This is a genomic window from Actinokineospora spheciospongiae, from assembly GCF_000564855.1.
Classification (GTDB): Bacteria; Actinomycetota; Actinomycetes; order Mycobacteriales; family Pseudonocardiaceae; genus Actinokineospora; species Actinokineospora spheciospongiae.
Genome location: NZ_AYXG01000004.1, coordinates 94,533 through 115,486, shown reverse-complemented (window position 1 = coordinate 115,486; position 20,954 = coordinate 94,533). Strand labels below are relative to the sequence as shown.

20 protein-coding genes and 1 pseudogene are annotated in these 20,954 nt (G+C 67.1%); 12 read left to right on the top strand and 9 right to left on the bottom strand.

Going from position 1 to position 20,954, the window contains the following annotated elements:
* Positions 1 to 325: 325 nt before the first annotated feature.
* From UO65_RS38890 to UO65_RS37765, 6 genes and pseudogenes are all read left to right on the top strand, one after another.
* Positions 326 to 526: pseudogene (locus UO65_RS38890) on the top strand (helix-turn-helix domain-containing protein); the annotation flags it as partial.
* 129 nt (positions 527 to 655) lie between these two features.
* Entirely contained in the window at positions 656 to 2,629 is a 1,974-nt protein-coding gene (locus UO65_RS00670) for an ATP-binding protein (RefSeq protein WP_233427385.1), read from the top strand.
* A gap of 30 nt (positions 2,630 to 2,659) precedes the next feature.
* Complete coding sequence (locus UO65_RS00665; RefSeq protein WP_161784399.1) at positions 2,660 to 3,829, top strand: FAD-binding protein; 1,170 nt, start codon at positions 2,660 to 2,662, stop codon at positions 3,827 to 3,829.
* A gap of 117 nt (positions 3,830 to 3,946) precedes the next feature.
* Entirely contained in the window at positions 3,947 to 4,573 is a 627-nt protein-coding gene (locus UO65_RS00660) for an A24 family peptidase (protein ID WP_052020337.1), read from the top strand.
* Between the two features lie 73 nt (positions 4,574 to 4,646).
* Positions 4,647 to 4,985, top strand: coding sequence for an NUDIX domain-containing protein (locus UO65_RS32900; protein ID WP_233427384.1), 339 nt, complete (start codon positions 4,647 to 4,649; stop codon positions 4,983 to 4,985).
* Positions 4,943 to 5,152: an NUDIX hydrolase gene (locus UO65_RS37765; RefSeq protein ID WP_233427383.1), complete on the top strand. Its 210-nt coding sequence runs from the start codon at positions 4,943 to 4,945 to the stop codon at positions 5,150 to 5,152. Before UO65_RS32900 ends, UO65_RS37765 begins: the two co-directional genes overlap by 43 nt.
* 1 nt (position 5,153) lies before the next feature.
* On the opposite strand, the gene UO65_RS00650 is transcribed toward UO65_RS37765, so the two are convergent.
* Positions 5,154 to 5,363 carry a hypothetical protein gene (locus tag UO65_RS00650; protein WP_035277669.1) on the bottom strand — a complete coding sequence of 70 codons (210 nt, stop codon included), beginning with the start codon at positions 5,361 to 5,363 and terminating at the stop codon, positions 5,154 to 5,156.
* 107 nt (positions 5,364 to 5,470) lie between these two features.
* On the opposite strand from UO65_RS00650, the gene UO65_RS37760 reads away from it, so the two are divergent.
* Positions 5,471 to 6,019: a hypothetical protein gene (locus UO65_RS37760; RefSeq protein ID WP_052020334.1), complete on the top strand. Its 549-nt coding sequence runs from the start codon at positions 5,471 to 5,473 to the stop codon at positions 6,017 to 6,019.
* A gap of 61 nt (positions 6,020 to 6,080) precedes the next feature.
* Here the strand turns inward: UO65_RS37760 and UO65_RS00640 are convergent, their stop codons facing one another.
* Together UO65_RS00640 and UO65_RS00635 are read right to left on the bottom strand one after the other, a co-directional pair.
* Positions 6,081 to 6,977 (bottom strand): phosphotransferase, encoded by an 897-nt coding sequence (locus UO65_RS00640; RefSeq protein ID WP_200873265.1) that lies wholly within the window; start codon positions 6,975 to 6,977, stop codon positions 6,081 to 6,083.
* Positions 6,958 to 8,226 carry a helix-turn-helix domain-containing protein gene (locus UO65_RS00635; protein WP_152551909.1) on the bottom strand — a complete coding sequence of 423 codons (1,269 nt, stop codon included), beginning with the start codon at positions 8,224 to 8,226 and terminating at the stop codon, positions 6,958 to 6,960. The genes UO65_RS00640 and UO65_RS00635 overlap by 20 nt, the downstream gene beginning before the upstream one ends.
* Positions 8,227 to 9,574: 1,348 nt before the next feature.
* Here UO65_RS00635 and UO65_RS00630 point away from each other — a divergent pair.
* From UO65_RS00630 to UO65_RS00610, 5 genes are all read left to right on the top strand, one after another.
* On the top strand, positions 9,575 to 9,874 hold the full coding sequence (locus UO65_RS00630) for a hypothetical protein (protein WP_152551908.1): 300 nt from the start codon (positions 9,575 to 9,577) through the stop codon (positions 9,872 to 9,874).
* The gene (locus UO65_RS00625; protein ID WP_233427393.1) at positions 9,871 to 10,740 is read left to right on the top strand and encodes a helix-turn-helix domain-containing protein; all 870 of its coding nucleotides are present in this window, start codon (positions 9,871 to 9,873) and stop codon (positions 10,738 to 10,740) included. The genes UO65_RS00630 and UO65_RS00625 overlap by 4 nt, the downstream gene beginning before the upstream one ends.
* Before the next feature lie 243 nt (positions 10,741 to 10,983).
* Positions 10,984 to 11,412, top strand: coding sequence for a hypothetical protein (locus UO65_RS35315; RefSeq protein WP_152551907.1), 429 nt, complete (start codon positions 10,984 to 10,986; stop codon positions 11,410 to 11,412).
* Between the two features lie 30 nt (positions 11,413 to 11,442).
* Positions 11,443 to 12,279, top strand: coding sequence for a Scr1 family TA system antitoxin-like transcriptional regulator (locus UO65_RS00615; RefSeq protein ID WP_035277661.1), 837 nt, complete (start codon positions 11,443 to 11,445; stop codon positions 12,277 to 12,279).
* A 60-nt stretch (positions 12,280 to 12,339) separates the two neighbouring features.
* Positions 12,340 to 12,660 carry a hypothetical protein gene (locus tag UO65_RS00610; protein WP_035277659.1) on the top strand — a complete coding sequence of 107 codons (321 nt, stop codon included), beginning with the start codon at positions 12,340 to 12,342 and terminating at the stop codon, positions 12,658 to 12,660.
* Between the two features lie 16 nt (positions 12,661 to 12,676).
* On the opposite strand, the gene UO65_RS00605 is transcribed toward UO65_RS00610, so the two are convergent.
* The 6 genes from UO65_RS00605 to UO65_RS00580 form a co-directional block, all read right to left on the bottom strand.
* Complete coding sequence (locus UO65_RS00605) at positions 12,677 to 13,075, bottom strand: hypothetical protein (RefSeq protein WP_035277794.1); 399 nt, start codon at positions 13,073 to 13,075, stop codon at positions 12,677 to 12,679.
* 14 nt (positions 13,076 to 13,089) lie between these two features.
* Entirely contained in the window at positions 13,090 to 14,373 is a 1,284-nt protein-coding gene (locus UO65_RS00600) for a helix-turn-helix domain-containing protein (RefSeq protein WP_035277793.1), read from the bottom strand.
* Positions 14,374 to 14,489: 116 nt separating this feature from the next.
* Positions 14,490 to 15,674, bottom strand: a complete 1,185-nt coding sequence (locus tag UO65_RS00595; protein WP_152551906.1) for a glycosyltransferase family protein — start codon at positions 15,672 to 15,674, stop codon at positions 14,490 to 14,492.
* Positions 15,671 to 16,537, bottom strand: coding sequence for a thiopeptide-type bacteriocin biosynthesis protein (locus UO65_RS00590; protein ID WP_035277658.1), 867 nt, complete (start codon positions 16,535 to 16,537; stop codon positions 15,671 to 15,673). Before UO65_RS00590 ends, UO65_RS00595 begins: the two co-directional genes overlap by 4 nt.
* A 26-nt stretch (positions 16,538 to 16,563) precedes the next feature.
* Positions 16,564 to 17,775, bottom strand: a complete 1,212-nt coding sequence (locus UO65_RS00585) for a lanthionine synthetase C family protein (RefSeq protein WP_035277656.1) — start codon at positions 17,773 to 17,775, stop codon at positions 16,564 to 16,566.
* A gap of 20 nt (positions 17,776 to 17,795) precedes the next feature.
* Positions 17,796 to 20,879 carry a lantibiotic dehydratase gene (locus UO65_RS00580; protein WP_233427392.1) on the bottom strand — a complete coding sequence of 1,028 codons (3,084 nt, stop codon included), beginning with the start codon at positions 20,877 to 20,879 and terminating at the stop codon, positions 17,796 to 17,798.
* Positions 20,880 to 20,954 lie beyond the last annotated feature (75 nt).

Below are 20,954 nucleotides of genomic sequence, written 5' to 3'. Positions count from 1 at the left end.
CCGTGGGCTCACGAAGGGCAACGGCAGGCGAGTCCAGCCGATTGCCCGATTTGCCTCAATTTCGACGCATAGCACCATGGTGATCTTTTTGAAAGTTGGACGAAATGCGATCAAGGCGCTTGTAACTCGTTGTGAATGCCGTTGATCGTCTCCGATCACCCCGTCACCCGAACAGGTGAAGTGTTTTGGGATGTGACCTGATTCCGACCTCAAGCCAGCTGGCCGACCTACTGTGACCTGGGGCGGAGCGCCGCAACGTCGTTTCACATATCCGAGTTTCGACGGCCGAGCGGTGAAGCAGAAGAGGCCTGCTGTCTTCACGTGAATGGAAGACAGCAGAAGACGATCGGGGGTTGAAGTGGGCGAGTCATTCAGCTCGACACTCCGCCGTGTGCGGACCGAGCAGGGTCTGTCGTTGACAGACCTGCAGAGGCTGACGAACTTCAGCCGGAGCCATCTCGGCAACGTCGAGAACGGTGTCCGCCAGCCGAATGAGGCTCTCGCGGTGGCGTGCGACGACGCGCTGCAAACCGATGGGCTGTTCACCCGCATGCTGTCGACGGCACGGAAGCGGGATCGCCGAAGCCGGCTCAGGCCGGCCCAACTGCCGGTGCGGAGCCGATTCCTCGTGGGCCGGGACACCAGCATGCGGCAGATGACCGACGAGGTGGGCAGAGCCACGGTCGGGAAGTGGATGCCGCTGATCGGCATCGACGGCCCGGCGGGTATCGGTAAGACAGCCCTCGCGGTCGCTTGGGCGCACGACATCGCGGATCGCTACCCGGATGGCACCCTGTTCGCGAACCTGCGCGGTCACGACCCGTCGAACAAGCCCGCGGACCCCGCAGACGTGCTGCAGGACTTCCTCTTCGCCCTGGGAATGCCGCCCGAAGCAGTCCCTGGGCACCTGGAAGCGAGGGCGGCGAGCCTGCGGACCATGCTGCGCAACCAGCGGGTGCTGCTCGTGCTGGACAACGCGGTGGATTCCGACCAGGTCCGCCCCCTCCTGCCGTCGTCGTCCGGGTGCCTGGTGGTGGTGACGAGCCGGACAAGGCTCGGCGGGCTCTGCGCTCGGGACGGCGCCGTCAGGCTGACCCTGGCCCCCCTTTCCGACGCCGAGGGCGTGGCGCTCCTGACCCTGGTGGTGGGGCGCCGGGTGACAGACGACCAAGAGGCGGCCCACGAGCTGGCCAGGCAGTGCGGCGGTCTGCCCCTGGCGCTGCGGATCGCCGCCGAACGGGTGACCAACCACGAGCACCTCGCCCTGCCCCGCCTGACCGGCATCATGTCCTCGCGCTCCCGGCGCCTCGACGCGCTGTCCGCCGGTGGGGACGAGAGCACGACCATCCGCGCCGTCTTCTCCTGGTCCTACGTGGCCCAGCCTGCCGAGGCGGCGTGCCTGTTCCGCATGCTCAGCCTGCACCCGGGCCCGACCTTCGGCCTCGACGCCGCGGCGGCGCTCGCCGGGGCGACGACACAGCAAACCCAGCGGTGGCTCGACCGCCTTGTCGACGCCCACCTGCTGGAGCAACCCGACCTCGGCCGGTACAGCTTCCACGACCTCATCCGCCTCTACGCGAGTGAACGGGCCGAGATCGAGGAGTCCGAGGGCGATCGACGCGCCGCGCTCGGTCGCGTCCTGGACTGGTACCTGCACACGGCAGCAGCCGCCATGCACAGCCTGTCCCCCCAGCGTGAGCCGATTATTCTCGACGACCCGGTCACCGGGGTCACGCCGATCACCTTCGACGACATCGACGCCGCGTCGACGTGGTGCGAGGACGAGCTCAAGAACCTGGCCGTGGTCACCCGGGTCGCCGCCGAGCAGGGTTTCGTCCAGGTCGCGACGGCGATGCCCGCGGTGCTGTGCGACTACTTCTACCGCCGCAAGCCCTGGTCGCTGTGGACCCGGGCCCACATGCTGAGCCTCGATGTCGCCCGCCGCCAAGGCCACGCGGCCAGGCAGGGGTGGATCCTCAATAACCTGGGCAACGCCCACATCGACCTCGGACAGCCCCGCACCGCCATCCGGTTCTACGACGAGGCGCTGCGGGTCCGCCGCTCCATCGACGACCGGAGCGGACAGGCGTGGAGCAGGGTAGGACTGGGCCGGTGCTACGCCGCCTTGACCGAGCCCCGGCACGCAGCCCACCACTTCGCCCGCGCCATGCACGGGTTCGCCGACCTCGGCGACCGGTGGGGGTGGGCCATCGCCCTGTCCTACCTCGGCGACACCTGCCGCCTTCTCGGTCAGCACCGCACGGCGATCGACTACCACCACCAAGCGGTCGAGGTGCTTCGCGAACTCGGGGATCGACAGGCCGAGGGATGTTCGCTGGAGAAGCTGGGCGCGGTGTACTCCGACCTGGAGGACTGGCCCAGCGCCATCGAATCCCTGCACCACGCGGGAACCATCCTCGGCGAGATAGGCGACCGCTGGGGCTACGCCCAAACGATGACCACGCTGGGCGACCTCCAACAGCGCAAAGGGAGCCCAGACCTGGCGAGTGCGGCGTGGCAGGACGCGGCAAACGCTTTCGAGGAGTTGCAGGACCCCCGCGCGAGCACTGTCCGTGGCAAGCTGGAACGGCTGCGGGAGGAGCAGGTGTCGATCCCAGGGGGTGGCTGAATGGCACTGGAACCGATCACCGACGGCCCGGTGTTCGCACGGGCGGCAGACGACTTCGGGCACAGGATCCACGACATCCCCGAGGCGGTGTTCACCCCGACCGATGAGCACGAGGTGACCGAAGCGGTACGCGAGGCACACCAGCTCGGATTGCCGCTGCTGGCACGAGGGCAGGGGCACTCGACCGCAGGACAAGCACAGGTCGAGGGCGGTTTCATCCTCGACATGGAGAAGATGTCGCAGGTGCGCGACGTCGACGGCAACAGCATGGTCGTCGAGGCAGGGGCAACCTGGTACACCGTGCTCGACACCGCGCTCAGCGTCGGCATGACACCGCCCGTCCTGACCGACTACCTCGGCCTGTCGGTGGGTGGCACGCTCTCCGTCGGCGGCATCGGCGGCGCAAGCCACAAGTACGGTGCCCAGACCGACAACGTGACCGCGCTCGACGCCGTCACGCCGGACGCCGACCTGGTGACGTGTTCACCTCAACGGAACAGCGCGGTCTTTGACTCGATCCGCGCGGGCCGTGGCCGCCACGGTGTGATCACCACCGCCGTCCTGCCCCTCACACCCACCCCGGACACCATCCGGCGGCACGTCCTGCACTACACCTCGCTGACGGCGTTCCTGGCCGACCAGCGCCGCGCGATGACCCTCCCGGACGCCGACTACCTCGAAGGCCAGGCGAAGTGGACCGGCAACGGTTGGCGCTACGAACTGGAGTTCGTGCAGTACCCCGGGAAGGCAACCGATGCTCCGGCGGATCTCACCTCGTTGAGCTTCGACGACCGGGAGTACGAAGAGCTCGACTACAACGCCTTCGCCACCCGCCTGCGCGACGGTGAGCGGCGGATGCGCGAAATCGGGGACTGGCTGTGCCCACACCCCTGGGTGAACTACTTCCTCCCTGAATCCACAACAGACACCATCATTCACCGGATCCTCGACACCACCACCCTCGACCAGATCGGCGAACGCGGCACCGTCCTCACCTACCCCTTCACCCGCCACCGCATGCGCACCCCCGCGATGCAGCTGCCGACGAGTGCCGTCTTCCACCTCTTCGCCCTGCTGCGCACCGCCGTGCCCGCCGCACCCGTGTCCGGAACCGACATGATCGAGATTAACCACACCCTGGACCGGGTCGTCACCGACAACGACGGCACGATCTACCTCGGTCCACTCCCCCGCTCCTGACCACCGCGCCTGCGCCCGGCGCGGTGGTCGAGACAAAGGGCGGTTCCCACTACCACCAAGCCATGCACAAGCTCTTGGATACGACCAATCGGCTGCGTTCGCGTTAGTGGCAAGAGCATGGACCACTGGACTCACCCGCTGATCTGGGGCCTGCTGGGCGCCATGGCCGGGGCCGTCGGCAGCCGCGGCACCCGCATGCTGGCGGCGAGCAGCGACGACGCCGAGCTGTTCTCGACGTGGATCGGCGCACTGATGACCGCGATCCTCTTCGGCGCGCTCGGCTGGCAGACATCGTCGACCGAGAACCTCGTCCTCGTGAGCTGCTTGGTGGTGGTTGCAATCCCGCTGGCCGTCATCGACATGGTCGAGATGAGACTCCCAAACCCCCTTCTGGCTGCCGGTTACCTGGGCGTGGGGGCCTGTGCGGTCGCCGCCGCAGTGGCACGTAACGAATGCACCGGGTTGGGACGGGCTGCCGTCGGGTGCGCGGTGATGACCGCGATGTATCTCGGTTTGGCAGTGTGCACCGGTGGGCTCGGGAGCGGAGATGTCAAGCTCGGCGGGTTGCTCGGGATGACCTCGGCGTGGGTGGGCTGGCCAGTGCTGGCGGTGGGCACGGTGCTCGGATGGGTGATGCTGTTGCTGGTGTTCCGGCTGGGAGCAGTGGAACGCGGAGAAGAAGTACCAGCCGGACCTAGCCTACTGGCCGGGACGCTGATCGCGGTCCTCGGATCAGGCGGTTAGGTGTGGGCTCCACCGGTCCGACGTGGTCGCACCCGATGAGTCGGGGTGGGGCCGGGTGGTTAGGGTGCTGCGGATGGATGTATCGCCGCGACCTGCTGGGGTTCTACCGGTCCAAGACTACGTTGCCGGGCTGGCCCGCAAGCGGATGGCCGCCGGGGTGCTGGTGCGTGACCAGGATGACCGGGTGTTGCTGGTCGAGCCGTCGTACAAGCCGAACTGGGAGATCCCGGGTGGTGCGGTGGAGGCGGATGAGTCGCCGTGGGCGACGGCGTCGCGGGAACTGGTCGAGGAGTTGGGGCTGCACCGGTCGTCGGGTGGGCTGCTGGTGGTCGACTACGTGCGCCCGCAGGACAGCAGGCCCGAGGGGTGGTGTTCGTCTTCGACGGCGGTGTCCTGGACGAGGCCGACCTGACCGGATTGACCTTCTCCGACGGCGAGGTCCTCTCCGCCGGGTTCCACACGATCGAGCAGGCGCGGGAGAAGGTCAAACCGCTGCTGGCCGACCGGCTCGCCGTGGCGGTGGACGCGGCCCGTCAAGGCGTCACCGTCCTGTGCGAGCACGGGGTCCGCGTCGCCTGACCTACCCGGCGGCCTCGACGCGTGCGGCCGAGGCCACCTGCGCGTTCTCACGCTGCACGGGCATGGCGATCGGTGTCGAGGTGTGGGCGCGGCCCGCGCTGCGGTAGAGGCTGTCGTGGATGCCGTCGGCGAACAGCAGCTCGGCCAGGTCGCGGCGGGTTTTCGCGATCGGCGTGTCGCGGCGGCATCGACGGTTGCCGCGGCGAGGCATCCGTGCGGGTTGCGGAAGAACACCACGAACACCATGGCCTCGCTCAGGCGACTGATCCAGCACTTGCGGCCGCTGAGCAGCAACGTCCCATCCGTGGAGACGATGGCGTGGGTACGGGTCTGCCCGACGCGGGTGCCGCCGTGCGGTTCGGTGATCGCGACACCGGCCAGCTCACCGGCGGCCAGCCGCGGCAGCCACCGAGTGCGGGTCCGGTCGGCGCCGTGGCGGGCGATGAGCCCGCCGTGGCCCAGGCCGGTGGCGTCGCGCAGGTCCAAGTCCCGGTAGCCGCACACGAACTGGGCCAGCAGCTGCCACAGCGGCGGCTGATCACCGAATCCGCGGTCGGCGACCAACGCGCGCCGCACTCCCAGCAGCCGATGGCTGCGCTGCGGGCCGGGGAGCAGGTCGGGGCTGAGGGGATGGGTTTCCAGGGCGTCATCGAGTGCCGTGGCCAACTCGACCAGCCGCAGCTCGGCGCCCTGGTGACCGTGGTCTCGAACAGCCGGGCTGATGGACGCGAAGCCCTGGTTCCGCCAACCAGCCCTCAGTATGCGCTGCCACGTACCCGGCTGCCGGTGGTGTTCTTCCGCCTTTTGGGCAGTCTCCAGATCCGACTGCGTTCGACGTATCTTGCCAATTCGTGCTCGGCAAACTAATGAAACCAGGTCGTCGGCGGCAGCGAACACCGGCATGGTGATGATGTGGTCGTATCTCAGGTCAGATGTGATGCCATGGAATGAGAAAGCCCGCATGGCGCAGCACGTGCAGGCGGTGTCGCAGTTCAGTAGCCGCATCCTGGTCGCCCTGGTCGGCTCGGTGAATGAAGCTGCCGAGGGTATGGAGGTCGCGAATGCGTATCAGGGTGGCCAGTCCAGGCCAGGTGCGCAGGTCGTGGCCGTAGGCGGTGGCGAAACGGTCGAGGTCGGCGGTGGTGCGGCCGACGCGAACGCCCTGGTAGGTGTTGGCGAGGTCGAGTTCGCGGGGGCCGGTGGCTGTTTCATCCCAATCGCTGAGTAACCAGGTACCGGTGCTTGGGTCGTGAAGCATGTTGCCGGGGTAGGCGTCGCCATGCAGTTGGCCGCGACCGAGAGGGAAGTCGAGGCGCTCGAAGTCGGCGAGAAGGGTGGCGGCGGTGTCAGTGAGCCAGGTCCGGTCCGTGTCCGTCAGGCAAGTGCAGTTGGCGAGGGCCGCACGCAGCGAAACCAGCGGGTGATAGGCAGGAAGTTCCAGGGGTGCTGGTGGAAGGCCGTGTAGTCGGCGCAACAGTCGCCCGAGGTCGGCGGGGTCCGCGTGTGCTGGTGGGTGGGATGCGGGGTAGTGGTGCCAGAAGGTCGTGACGTGCTCCTCGTCGATGACTGGGTCTACGCCGGGCAGAGGTGCAACAGCGGGGAAGTCCTGGTCGTTTAGCCAGCGAGTGATGGCCACCGCGCGCAGTGCGGGTGCGGGGTCGCCGGTGTGCAGGCGAGCAACGACGTCGCAATGGGGAAGCAAGTACACCGCGGTGGCGTGCTGGTGCAGCAACCGCAAGTTGCCGGTGTCGAGACCGCGCTTATGCGCGGCGCGGACGACGACAGCAGCGTGGTGGGAGGCGAAATCACTGGGTGGAACGGTCACCAGGCGATTCTAGTGATCGAGTCGGGGCGGCGGTGGTGACCAGATCACCGAGAAGCGTGGTCGCGCGGTGGGCGCCGGTGCCAGTGGCGAGCAGGAGGCGGTGGATGCGGTGGACCGCGGGGGCGAGTTGGGCGATGCGCTGCCCAGGGGGCAGTGCCCGCACGTGCGCGAGGGTAGCGTCGGCGGCGTCGAGGTCACCGAGGCGCAGGTGGTTGTACGCGAGAATTGTCCTGGCCAGTGAGATGTCGCCGTAGGAGTGTTCCTGTTTGGGTGCGGCGGCGTAGGCGGCAAGTGCGTTCTGGGCATGGTGTCGGGCGGAGGCGTGGTCACCGAGTAGGTCATGTGCCCCCGCCTGGTAATAGGTCTGCTTGGTTGCTGGGAAGCTGAAGATGCCCCCGAACGTGCTGACCTCATCAGGCCGATCAGGTAGGGAGTTGAGTCCGTCGAGGCGCTGCAAGGCGTCGCGGGCACGAACCGGGTTGCCCACCCGAGCACAGATCCGGGCTTCCAGAGCCGTGTTACGACGCACCGTCTCAGGACCGACAGCGTGCGGAGCAACTGAACCCAGGAACCGCACCGCGGCGGAGGGCGTGGCACTCCACTCCAGGGTGAGGGCGGCGCTGCCGCGCGCCCATACGCGCAACGCCTCGCTGTCGGCGGCCTCGGCGCACCGCTGCGCGTTGAGCAGTTGAATATGGGCGTCCGCAGGGTGTCCCAGGTTCTGCGAGGCCGCGGCCAGCAGCAGGGATCCGATACCGGCGATGAGGTAAGCGTCGCGAACTTGGCGTGGACGTACGCCTCGCCGGATCAACGCGAACGCGGTGTCGCACAGCGAGACCATGTCAGGCAGCAAGTTGATCACTGGTGTATGGACGTAGGCGGTGGCCAACTTCATCAGCGACACACCCAGCCAGTCCAGTTCGGGTTCGTCGACTATGGCGTTGACCAGGGTGGACCCGAAGTCCGCAGCACGCCGGGCGGCTGCCGAGACCAAGGCGTGGACGTCGACCGGTGCCATGACGGCGGATTCCGCAGGCAGAGCGAGCCGACCTTCCACCGCGTCGGCGAGTTGCCCCACGGTGACCTTCAATATCTTCGCCAGCATCGCCCGTGCTGAATCCGCTGGCCTGGACTTTCCCGATTCCCATCGCTGCACAGTGCGGACCGAGACCTTGAGAAGGGCAGCGATGTCGCGCTGCTGCATCCCGACTGAATTGCGCAGATCTCCAAGTCCGACCACGCGGTCCACCACCTCTCGCTGTCAATCAGACATCCACCGTAACCCATAGGAACCGCGTTGTCGCCAGCAATGAGCGATTCTGTGGACGGTAGTCGTGTGGCCTGTCGCCTGTCGGGTGCGTGTCGTGTACAGAACCGCAGGCCACGTCCCAAACTCAGCAGCACCCGATCACCGCAGATAAAACGATCACCATGACGGCCGGGGGGCTCCGCCCACGCTTCGTGACGGAGCCGGATCTGATATCAAGACTGAACCATGTATCTGCGGGTGAAACAACGAATTCCCAAAATCCGAGCCACCAGCCGATACCACCAGGCAAGGAGGACTGTCATGGAAATCGAGCTGTTGGGCTGCCGACCGAATTTCTCACCGTCAGCCTGGAAGTCGCTGGTTGCGTTCGCCGGGTTTCCCGTCGTCGCTGGTTCTCAACGTGGCGACTCCAAACTCCCGGCAGGCGGGTGCGACGGACAGACCGCCCGCCTGCCGGGCTCCATTTTCACCAGCTCGGTGGCTGTCAGCCGGACGTCGCGCACCGCCCGCCTCCCGGCGGTCGCGCACCCGGCAATTGATGGTCACCTCCCAAGGCCGGTCCGCGCCCGTGCGAATCGCCCGCGCCTGCGCCCGGGCGCGGACCGGCCCCTCACTGCACACTTCAAGGGATCACCGATGAGCAGTCGCGAGTTCGCATCCCGTTGGGCGCCACCGGAACCGTCAGAGCCACAGTTCCCTCTCCGGGAGGGTTTGTTGCTGTCAGCGCTGCGGAAGGTCGAGCGAGGCGAGATTTGCACTGATGGTTTCGGGGGCACCGTACGGCACCGATCTGAACGCTTGTCCGCCGGTTTGGCTTCCGCTTTCGGGATTCTGTGTCGCGATCGCTGTGTGGCGATGGGGTTGCCCGCGGCGAAGGACGGGAGCCGGGTGGCGCGTTTGACATCGGCCGGTGCCCGACTGCTGGCGGCGTGGTGCGCGTGCGGTGATGACCGGTGAATGCCGGGGCAGTGATCTTTGGTTCGGAGCCCAAGACGCGAGGTGACAGCGATGTACGCGCTTCCGCAGGTCCATTGGGGAATCAGCAAGTACTGGCGATTTCGCGCCCACGTCGTCTTGGACGTTCACCGATCAGGAGAAGGGTTCCAGGTGTTCGCCATGTGCGGCACACCGGTGCAGGCTTGTTCTCCCGCACGCCCGGCAGGAGCCGCAGTGTGTCCCGAATGCGCGATCGCACTGGTGGCCGCCACCTACCCCACCGTGCCCGCCACGGCATGACTTTCGAGTGCGGCGGTGACCGGAGTCAGTCTGCTGTTCTCACAGCTGGTTTTCAAAGCACCGCCAAGTGTGGAACAAAACGGTGATAACGATGGGCGTCACACCCAGCTCGCAGATCGCGATGCGCGCTTGCACGCGGGTCTTCGTCGGCGGTTTCACCTTCCGCTTGGCCAAGGGAGACACCCGGATCGCCATCTGGCCGGGTGTGTGCATCGAACAACACCGGGTCTTCATCCGGGCGGATGTGCCGTTTCCCGGACCGGTACGGGAGGGGCCGTTGGCGATCGGAGTGACGATACCGAAGCCGGACAAATTGGACTGGGCTGACGGGGAGATGCTGACAGCGGTCGCCTGGCGGTGGGTTTCGCAGGTGGGGGCGTGTCGACGATGAACTCGGATGCGCCCCGGCACCGGATCATCGGGATGGAGTTGGCCCGTCTGCGTCACCGCAGCGGCTTGTCCACTCGGCAGGCCGCGCTTCGAATGGCGACCTCATCCGCGTCGTTGAATCGAGCGGAGAACGCGAAGCGAATTCCCGACCAAGAGGAGGTCGGCGCGCTGCTGGCCACCTGCAATGCTTCCCTGGAGGACTGGGGACGGTTGCGACGACTGATGGGCGAGGTCGAGCCCCCGGGTTGGTTCGAGTTGTCCAGCGAGTCCGACAGCGGCAGCGAACAGGCAGTGTCGACGTTGCGGAACATGGCGATGTCGATCATGGAGTACACCGCGACGGTGCTGCCGGATCTATTGCAAACACCCGCATACAGCGCAGCCGTGCGGAGACGGACCGCCCTGGGCCCCGCGACGATGGATAGGCGGATGCGGTTGATCACCGGCCAGGGGCCGATGTACACCGTGGTGCTGGACGAAGCTGTGGTGCGACGCGCGGTGGGTGGGGCGCTGACGATGGTTCAGCAGTTGCGACATCTGCTCACCCTCGTACACGGGGGAATGGTTCGCCTGCGTGTGATCCCGTTCCATCGGGGCGCCCACCCCTCGGTCACGGCATTCACCCTGTACATGGTCGACTCGACGGTCAAGGTCGTCCACACACTCGACCACCACATCTGCGGACTGCTCAGCAATCCCACGGTCGTAGAAGAGTTCGAGACGACCACCGCTGAACTGCTCGCGCTCGCACTCAGCAGGGCCGAGAGCATCGATCTCCTCACGCTGGTCGCTCGCGAACACGAACGGGCCGCGACTCATCACCACCACGGTTCTGCGGGCACCACAACCCGAAGGCGGGGACCATGAACGGACTGTGGCTTACCGCGATCGCGAGAGTGGCCACCGTCGTGCTGCTGGTCCGCCTTGCCCACCATCCCACCGGGCATGGCAGACACATACGCGACACCGCACACCCTCCCAGCGCCGTGCTCGCTCGCGCCCTGGCCGGAGCCGGTCGCCAAGGCCTCGGACTCACCCCACGCACCCGACATCCGCACCCCGATGACGAATTCCCTCGTCGCCACGGGCATCTTGATCCGGGAGACACCCATGACCACCGTCCAGAAACCCCCCACCCTGTACGAGGACTTGCTGTGGCCGGTGACGTTCACGTCGAACAGCGCCCGTCCGCGACTGCTGGTCGGTGACAACGTGGATGCCCTGTCCATGCCCGCTTGGTTCGGCGCCCAGGTCAACCATCACCTCACGCTCTGTCTGCTGACCGCCTCGATCCTCACCATTCCCGATGCTCCCACCAAGTGGATCTTCCTCACCCGTCGCCGGGAGACCGCCAGCCCACGAACCATGAACGCCCTCACGAACATGAACATCACCACACTGCCCCCCGGCCCTCTCGACCTTCCTGAACAGATTTCACCCGTGGACGGGGCGCACTGGGTGACACCACCCCTGCCGTTGTCCTCGCTACCGCCTTGGACCGCTGTGGTCGGAGCAGCCCGTCGGTCCTTCCCCGGTTGACCCCGATCCGACACCACTGAGGAAACGATCATGTCCGCGCCCACAACAAAACCCGACACCGCCGACGTCACCGACACCGTCCGCGCCAAGACCCTCCGGGGACTCATCCTCGCCCGAACACTCGATGCCGCCAGGATTCGCCGGGGATTCACCACCCGCGCCCTGGCCACCGCCATGGCGATGAGTCCGGCGATGCTCAACCGCACAATGACCGGCCGCCGCGTCCCCGACCGCCTTGAGATCGGCGGACTCTGCGCCTTGCTTGACATTCCGACCGACCACCGTCACACCCTCTACCGGCTCGTCATGAACGCCGACCTCACCGACTGGGTCCTCTACCCCGACGACGCCGACAACCCGATCGGCGACGTCGAAAAGATCGCTGCTGAGATCACTCACTACGAACCTGCCCTGATCCCGCTCCCGCTCCGCACCGACAACTATCACCAAGCGATCACCGACTTCACCGAGGAGAGCCCGGACACCGAATCGAAAGCCGCTCGACTCTCCCTGCCCATCAGCCGGTTCCTCATCCATCCCCAAGCACTGCAACACCCCGGCCTTCCCAGGGAAGTGATCCACGAGCAACTGCTACACCTGCGCGGCTATCTGAACAAGATCCGACTCCTGCCCGCCACCACCTCACCTCACCCAGGGTTCCGCTGCCTGGAGGTCGAAAACTTCCACCCGATTATCCACATCAGAAACCACAACATCGACATTCTGTTGGAGAAAACGGCAACAACAACAGCCCACACAGCGTTCCTCCAGCACGCCGAAACTTTCTCACTGACGACTAAAGCCACTTACGACGCTCTGCGCCACGCCATCGAACGATCCAGCGGTCGACACCGCGACCGAACCTGATCAAGGAAAAAATTTCCAGACCATCCCCCAAATCATGCAAAACTAGCGGAAAGGACCACAGTGGACAACACTGAAAACATGTCTCCCCGTACACTCGCCAATGACCTGGACCTGACCGCCGCCATCGCACATTCGGCCGCCCTCCGCGCATCCATGTACATCATGTGTCAAAGCATCGGCGTACCGCCCGACACCATGTTCACCTCCACCGATGACGCCAGCACAGACCTCGGCAAGCACGTCCGTAAAGCGATCGACCACATCAGCCGCGAGCGGAACATCCCATCGGCCACCATGACCAGAATCGGCGCAATGATCGACGCGATGGTCGCCTACGAATTGGGGCATCACCGCCCCACCCCGCAACCGCCCTCCGACTGACGGATACACAGCGCCGCTAATCCCCAGGCCTTTTCCTGTCGTTCAGCCGTGCCGCATGGAAGTCGTGTTCGATGCGCTCGAAGATGTCAGCGTCGGTGGCCTTCTGCCAGTCGGGAAGTTGGTCCCAATCCGCCACATAGGATGGTTTCGGCTCGGGAAAGTGCGTGAAGATCTGACCGGTCCAGCACAGTGCCACGAACCGGCTCTTCTGGTCGCGGGTGAGCTTGGCGGTGGCACCGTCGGTGGCCTTGACGAAATCGAGGACCTGACCGTAGACGGCGGCGGCGGCGCTGCGCTCCCAATCGGGCGTGTCCTCCCACGGCGAGACGTAGCCGGGCTTGGGCTCACCGGGGTAGTACTTGCCGACTCCGGCGATCCACGCTTCACGGAACACACGGCCCCGGTCGTCCTGCATCTTGTTCTCCTCCATCACGTGGCGCGGGTACCGACGAGGTCGGTGAGTTCGGCGTCGAGTCGCCGGATCTGCCGGTCGGCGAGTAGGGGGGCGAGGTGCGGTTGAAGTCCGCGCAGCTTGCGGGCGACAACCCCGGAATCAGTCTGGCGCGCGGTGGCCAGGACAGCATCGGTGTAGGCGACGACCTGGTCCGGATCGCGCCGGTGCACACCGATCATCGCCAGGTCGGTCAAGACACTCGCCTTTCGCCGGGCGGTCAACGTGCCGCTCAAGGCTTCGATCAAAGCGACTTCGGCGAGGTCGGGGCGACCCAGCGTGATGTAGCAGGTGCCGCGTTCCTCGTCCAGGCGGGAGCCGTCGAACCGGAGCCAGCCGCCGTTGTGCACCGGCCCCCGCAAGTGCTGGACCTCAGCGGCGGTGTCAAGTGCGCGTTGGCAGGAGTCGAGGTCGCCGAGGCCGGCGAAGGTCTCGGCCTGCACGACCGCGATCCAGTGCCGAGTCGACAGGCTGGGGTCGCCGCGGCGGGCGAGGGTGGCGGCCATATCGAGCATGGGCGCGGCCTCGGCGAACCTGCGTTCGTAGACGGCGATGAAGGCGTGCCTTGTCAACGCGCACGCCCACAGATCCGAGGCCGTGGCCTCTTTGCTTGCTGTCCCTGCCAGCGCGTAGCAGTGGGCGGCGTCGGTGTACCGGTCGCCGTCGAAGAAGATCTCGCCCGATAACTGGAAGAGGTCGGCCGTCAGCTCGCAGAGCCGCTGCCGAGTGGTCGGTGTCTGCGACCGTCGCAGGGAATCGGTGAGCACGTCGAGCTGGGCCCGCACCAGCGGCAGCACGTGGCCTTTGCTCGGCGACAACGCGAACACACGCCACAGGTGGGAGTTGAGTTGGGCGAACTCGGCCACTCCCGCCGCGTCCACCACACCGGTGTGCGCTGCCGCGACGAACCGGTCAGCATCACCGAGAGCTGCCTCGCCAGCAGGCAGCGCGAGCAACGCGCCCGTCACGCTGAACAAGCGCAGCAGATCGCGACGGTTCATATCGTCGGCCTCCGCAAGGTCGGGTCGTGCAACGGCAACGGTGGAAGCTTGCCGGGTCGGCGTGAGCAACGCACCCAGCTCGTCCAAGCTCACACCGAGCGCCTTCGCGATGCGCGGTCTGCGGTACGGCTGTGGGGTGAGGTCGCCTCGCTCCCAGCGGCCAACCGTGGAGAACTCCACCCCCACCGTTGACCCGAAGCTTTCCTGGGTGTAGCCCATCTGCTCACGCCGCGCAGCGAAGGCGTCTCGCCGATCACCCATGAACATCACCCCCGTCGGTCGCCTGCCACGATAACCAGCCATCGGTCAAGGCCGATCACCCGCTTGACGAGCTACACCCGTTCGGACTACCACCTCGATAGAGCTATCGTTGCTGGTCAAACACGGTGCGAGTCGTCCATTGAACATCGACTCCTGTACTGCGCGGCGAGGAGTAGGTCGAGTTGTTCGCTGCTCGTGGCTATTGATGCCTGTAGCTTGTGCAGCAATTCGTCCGGCATTCCCTGCCTGAATCCGGACTCCTGCATCACAGAGGTCAGGACGCGTGCGTCGGCGGTGGTCATCGCCGAACGGCATGGCGCGAAGCCGAGCACCTCGGAAGCGACATTGGCATCGGCGATGCTGAGCGCCTCGCGGATGACTTCACCAGCGACCTGTGCCCGCTGGGCGGGGGTGACCGCGAGGTCAACGACCGCCAGGCCAAGCTGGGACCGGAACGCGGCGTGCTCCGGTTGCGCGGGAAGGCGCAGGTAAGCCGTGACCATCATGGCCGACGAGGTATCCGCTGTTCGGTTCGCCGAGCGCAGGCAGAGGGTGCGCAAGCAGGTGAGGACCGCTTCTTCCCAGGGTTCGACCGGCGTGCTGTCATCGAGCATGGCGAGGGCGGTGTCGGTCTGCCCGAGGTTGGATCGGGCCAGGATGACGACCTGACGGCCGTCCAGCATTCGCCGTCCCAAGCCCTTGTGGTGCTTGATGTGCTGGAGCGCGTCCTGCCATCGACCGGCTTGAGTGAGTGCGCGGGTGCCGTCGGCGAGCAGCACCGTCCAGAGGAATTTGCGCAGGACTTGACGGTCTTGGGTAGTCGTGGCGAGATGTCCTAGGTCGACCTGTCGGCCGTTGATCATCACCGATTCTTGACTGTTCAGAGCATGGTAGGCGGTTTCGTAGATCCCGTAGGCGCCGTCACCGTCACCGTTGCGGCTGGCGAGGCGTCCGAGGTTGACGATCGGCTGGAGCGCCAGCTTGGCGGCCTTGGCGGTCAGCGGGGCCGCTGCGGCGAACCGGTCGAACTGTTGCCAGCACAACTGGCGGGCGAGGTCGGGCAGGCCGCAGTCGCTGGCGATCAGTGCGGCTTTGTTGAATGCTTCGGCGGCGTTGGCCAACCGTTCGTCGTCTTGATTTTCTTCGACGGCTGCGAGTGCCAGGTCGTGTACTTCGGCAACGCGGAGGATGAGTGCACGTCCCGGTGGCTTCGGGCGTGGGAGGAGCGGGAACCTCGTCGCCGGAACGGCGGGCCGCGCCGGGATCGCCGGGGTAGGCGCCTGGTCGGTGGCTGCATTCACTCGGCGGGCTCCTGTGGGTCGAAGACGACGGCCTTGGCGGTGTGGGCGAGCACGCTTTGGGTGGTGTGGGAGAGCCCGAGCCGGTTCCAATGGAAGATCACGTGGTGAGCGAGGACAGCCCGGGTGCCGCGGCGGAGGGCCCCGGTATGGGCGAGATCGCCCAGGACTTGGCCGCAGGCGGCGAAGCCGGCTGCCCAGTCTCCGAGGTTCGCGAGGGAGCCGGTGGGGCCGAGAAGGGGTCCGGCGGGGTCGGCGTCCACGGTCATGAGCCGTCGTAGTTGAGCGTGGAGGTTGTTCGCCCGCTCGCCTGCTGTGGCGGGTGGTGCTGGTCGCATGTCGGCGACGCGCGCCCAGATATCTCCCTGTTCGTACCAGTCCTGGTGCGCGCCGTGCAGGAGGTTTCGGCACAGCAGGACCGACAGCTCGCGACGTCGATCTCGGCGATTCTTCGGTGAGGCCGCAGCCAACTCGGCGAGATGGCCGAGGACATGCACGCTGTCGAGGTGGAACAGGTCGTGGGCCGTGGCCATCCCCTCGGGGCCGCCGAAGGCGTGCACCTCGGGCTCGTAGATCGTGCCGGTCCAGCCCTTGATGTGTCCTCCTGCGGTGAGGGCCTCGAGCCGACGATGAACTCCGGACGTCGTGTTGGAGCCGGTGACGGCACGGGCAGGCAGGAACCGCAGTCGCCAGCAGGGGTTCTTCCTGATGAAGAACCACGACGTGATCACGCCGGAGCGCTCAAGGTCGGTCATCGCGGGCCCGAGGTGGCCAGCGCCGATCCGTTCGGCGGTGGTGTAGTCGTCGAAGTGGACGAACACCTGCTGCCATGCCTGCTCGGGCGCGTTCGGATCGTCGTGGTCCATGTCCTTCAGTTCCGTGGTGGGTGGTGTCAGCCGAGGAGGAGGCAGGTGTCCCAGTGGCTGAGCGGGGCGGTGTCGGCGCCGACGGTGCGCAGGGCGAGGGCGATCCCGGCGTGGCCGTCGAGGAACTCGGGGTCCTGCGGTGATCGGGTGAGTAGCCGGTCGACCAGGTTCGGCAGTTCGGCTGCGAGATCGGGTTCTGGTGAAGCGGCGGCCATGCGCCAGGTGGCTTGCAGCACGCCGGCCAGGCCGTGGCACAGCCCGCTGTCGGTGAGCCGGTCGAGCTGGGCGAGGTCGCGCAGGCAGCCCAGCATCGCGGCTTCGGCGATGTGTTGCCTGTCCGTGTCTCCGGTTGCCAGGGCCGCGAGTTGCTGTGCTCGGGCGATCCCAGGAGTGCCGTAGCACCAGGACGGACGTTGACGGCTGGAAAACGGGACTCGGCCTGCGTTGGCCTGCTCCCAGGTGATGAACCCCGGCCACCACGGGCCGGAGGGCGTGTCCTGTTGCCAGGTGTCCATCCACGTGCAGATGCGGCCGATGGCGGCGGCGTGGTCGTCCACAACGATGCCGCGCAGCATCGCCAGTGACAACAAGGCGAGTGAGGCGGCGATGCCGTGGGACATGCCGAGGTTGCCGTGCCCGTCGGGGAAGTCGGGTGACCGTGCTCCGTTGGGAGCCAGGTCTGTCCACCAGCCGGGCAGGCCGTCGTTGGCATCGGGTAAGGGTTGGGTGAGCCGTACGAGGTAGGACAAGACCGCCTTCGTGAGCTCGCCTGCCGGGTCGTGGCGCAGGTGGTAGGCGCCCAGTCCGGTGAGGCCGCGAATGAGGTCGAACTCGGCCAGTGCCGGTCGCCCGCCACGGTCGATGCGGGTGTGCGCGGTGGCAAGGCGGGTCCGGGTGAGGTTGCTGGTAGCGGTGTCGAGGGTGGCGAGCGCGCGGGCGAGTTTGCCGGGCTGGTCGGCGGCGGCGTGCGTCAGGAAGGCCAGGGTCGGAGCGCCGAAGAACAGCCCCGCGTTGGCTCCGGCGCTGAGTTCGTCATCAGTCGCGGCTGCGAGCCAGGTGTGTGCGGTGACCCAAGGGCCTGCACCGCCGCGGGCACGTTCGATGTGCAGCAGGGCGACGCCAGCAGCTCCACCGCCAAGAGACTGCGGACGGGGACGGCCGCCGGTCGTCGAGTTCTTGACGAAGCGGACGAGGCGCGGATCGTTGAGCCGGGCGGCCAGCTCGGTCGAGGCGGCCATCGCGTTCAGGGGATATCGGTTCACCGGGCTCCTCGGGTGCGGCTGGTCCAGCTCAACGCGGCGGTACGAGCCAAGCGGGCACAGGCTCGCTCGCCGTGCGGGTCCAGGCCCGTCATGCGGACGAAGTGCAGGTGGGTGAGGTCAGGCAGGACGTCCAGTGCCGTGATGTCTGTGGCAACGAGCTTGTCGCGATAAGCGGCCAGGACGGTACGGCGGTGTTCCCAGGCGTCGGCGATGGCGTCGCCGCCGGGGATCGCGCGGAGGGCGGCGCGCTGGTTGTCCGGGTCTGCCAGCGTGATCGCCTGGTCGTGCACTTGGCGGGCTGGTGCCTCGATGGCGGTCCGGTCGACATGGTCGAGCAGCCAGCGCAGTCCTGCGCCAGAGTCTCCGGTGGCGGCTATGGCGAGGTCGACCGTGCTCGCGGCGATGAGCGCCTGCTTGTGCGGGGCGCCGGTGCCGGCCAGTGAGGCGAGCTGCGCGAGCACGGCCTCGGAGTCGGCAGCGAACACCGCTTCGGCGGCCGTCATCGTCGGGCCGGGGCCGAAGCGTCCGACTTCGGGGTAGTAGGTGTCCAGTTGCGCGTGTCCGATCAGGCCACGTTCGCGCAGGCCGGCCGTCCAAGTGGCCACCTGGCGGGCGGTCTCGACGTAGTCGACGCCTTCGGGCAGGCGGAACCGCAGCCGAAGGTGTGGCTCGGGGTCCTGGTAACGGAGGAACCACCACTGCATCGGCTCGTGGCCGGTCCGGACCAGGCGTGGAAGGTGACCGGTGAGGATGGCGTCGTGGCGGTCCGGATGCCCGTAGAGCTTCAGGTAGAGCCATTCGTCGCTGCCTGGTAGGTGGCCAAGTGCAGGCTCGACTGTGGGTAGCGACCAGGGGCGTCGCCGTCTCCGTGCAGGCGCGGGCTGGTCGGCGGCGAGAGGAACGACGATCTCGTGGGCGCGCCCGTCGAACCACCCGAAGGCGTCGCCCTCGGGTGCTTCGCGGAGCTGGACTTTGCCGGCGCGGTCAAGCTCGACCCGCAGCAGGTGCAGGTGCGCGGGACGGTTCAGGTTCAGGTGGAGCCGTCGGTCGTCCTCGCCGAGATAGACGGATTCGGGCAGCGCGTAGCGACGTCGCCAGGCCGCCAGCTGCTCGATCCAGGCCGCCGAGGAGGAGGTCGGGCCGGGTAGGTCGGAGGCGTCCACTGTCCATCGGGCTGGGGTCAGGACCGTGCGGCGGTAGCGGATGCGCGGCAGGTAGGGCAGCTGGTTGGCCGCTCCCCAGGAAAACGGGGCACACACGGCGGCGCGCGCGGTGGTGATCTCGCAGAGGAAACGCAGCAGTGGATGTGCGGCGTGGGCGAACTCCACAGCGCTGAAGACCGTCGGCTCCACGAGCCGGTGGCGGGACCGCGAGACCAGGTACAGGTGGTGGGCGTCCGCGGTCACGGCGAGGTCGTCCACCACCACCGTCTGCTCGTCGGGCGCCCGGTGTTCGGCGAAGGACACGAGGGTCGCCAAGACCTGTGGGCTGCGGGCGACGTTCTCCGCCCGCGGGTAGAGGGTGGGACCGCTGACTTGGGCCGCGAAGGCGTCGTCGTGCAGTGTGGGCAGGCTCTGGTAGGCGGTGGTCATACGCTCGCGGTCGTCGAGGTCCAGCACGTCCAGGAACCGGCCGGTGGTGGTTCCGGCCGCGCGGGACACGCTGGCGACCACCAGCTCGAACTCGCCTCGGTCGAGAGCCTCGCGGGTCGGTGCCTGAATGCGGAACCGCAGCTCGGTGTGTGGTTGGACGGCGGTGAGGTCGTCGACGGCCAGGCGCCCGATGGCATTGTCGTCGAGCACGACCTCGGTACTGCGGTCCAACGCGGCCTTCTGGGCCAAGGCCAGCAGCATCACGTCCCGCTCGGACAGGGACGGCGCGGCAGGTGGTGCCAGGCGGGTGTCGCGGTACCCAGCGGGGAAGCCCAACCCCGTATCAGCGTTGACGAGGTCGGCCACGGCGACCATCGCGCCCATTCCGTACCGTTCGAGGAAACGCGAGTGGTAGTCCCGCCACGCCGGGCTGCCCGCAGGATGCACGGCCAGGCGCGCCAAGGCGTCAGCGGCAACCTGCGCCTCCTGGGCAACCTGCTCGGACAAGACCACGCGGTCGTCAACGCGCAAGTCGACGGCGAGCGGCTTGCCGGTGGCCGCGATGTTGTTCATCGCCGCCGACACTTGGGCGCGCAGCACGCGCTGCCGGGTGTGGGAGGTGGTGCTCTGGTTGTGGGCAGCCAGGTCACGTCGGACGTCGCGAAGCAAACCGAGTAGATCGGCAACATCCGGCAAGGCGTCACCACCGCAGGCGGTGGCTTGCTCGATCACCTGACCGAGCGGATCGGCGGCCGACATGGGCGGACGCAAACTCGTCACGAGGATGCGCCGGGTCACCAACTCGGCGACCATGCCCTCGATCACGGAAGCCCTCGTTGCCGGAAACTCGGCCGCGAGAGCGTCAGCCAAGTCCACGACCGCGATGGGCGTCCTCGCGGCCCGCACCACGATGTCCACAGCTTTGGTCAGCTTGACCGACACCTCGGCCGCCGAGGTCTTGCTTGAGGCGCCCGCGTGCCGCTCACAACCCACCACCAAGCGACCGTCACGGACAAACGCCAGATCGTTCACCACGACCGTAAGACTCCGCCGGAGTTCGACCGACGCCTCCAAGCGCTCGACAACGCGCGCCAGCCACTCCGCGTCGACCCGCGCGATCGTCTTATGCCGCCCGCCCGAGCGTGCGGTGGTCGCGGGACCGAAGTGGATCGGTGCCACTCCTGCGAACAGGCCGAACGGGGTTGCCCGACCGGTGCCGCGCACCAGGTAGCGTGCCAGCGACAACACCAGCCGCCGCAGGTCGCGTGGCGTAATGGAGTTCCCGTCGAACACTCGGCGGACTTGCTCGGCGAGGACCGGGCTGGCCATCTCGATGGCAGCCACGATGTGATCGTCCGCCCACACCTGGTCCAGCCACTCGCGCCACCGGGCCAAGTGCTCGTCGGTGTCCGCCGGCACATCCGGCCACGCGGTGCCGATCCAGCTCGGGGTATACGCCACTGCTCGCAGAAGTGCGGCATCGACCACTCGGTACAACGGCAATACCTTTCTGCCAGCGACCGCGGCCCGGTGGGCGGGGTGTCCCCGCCCACCGGGCCGCGG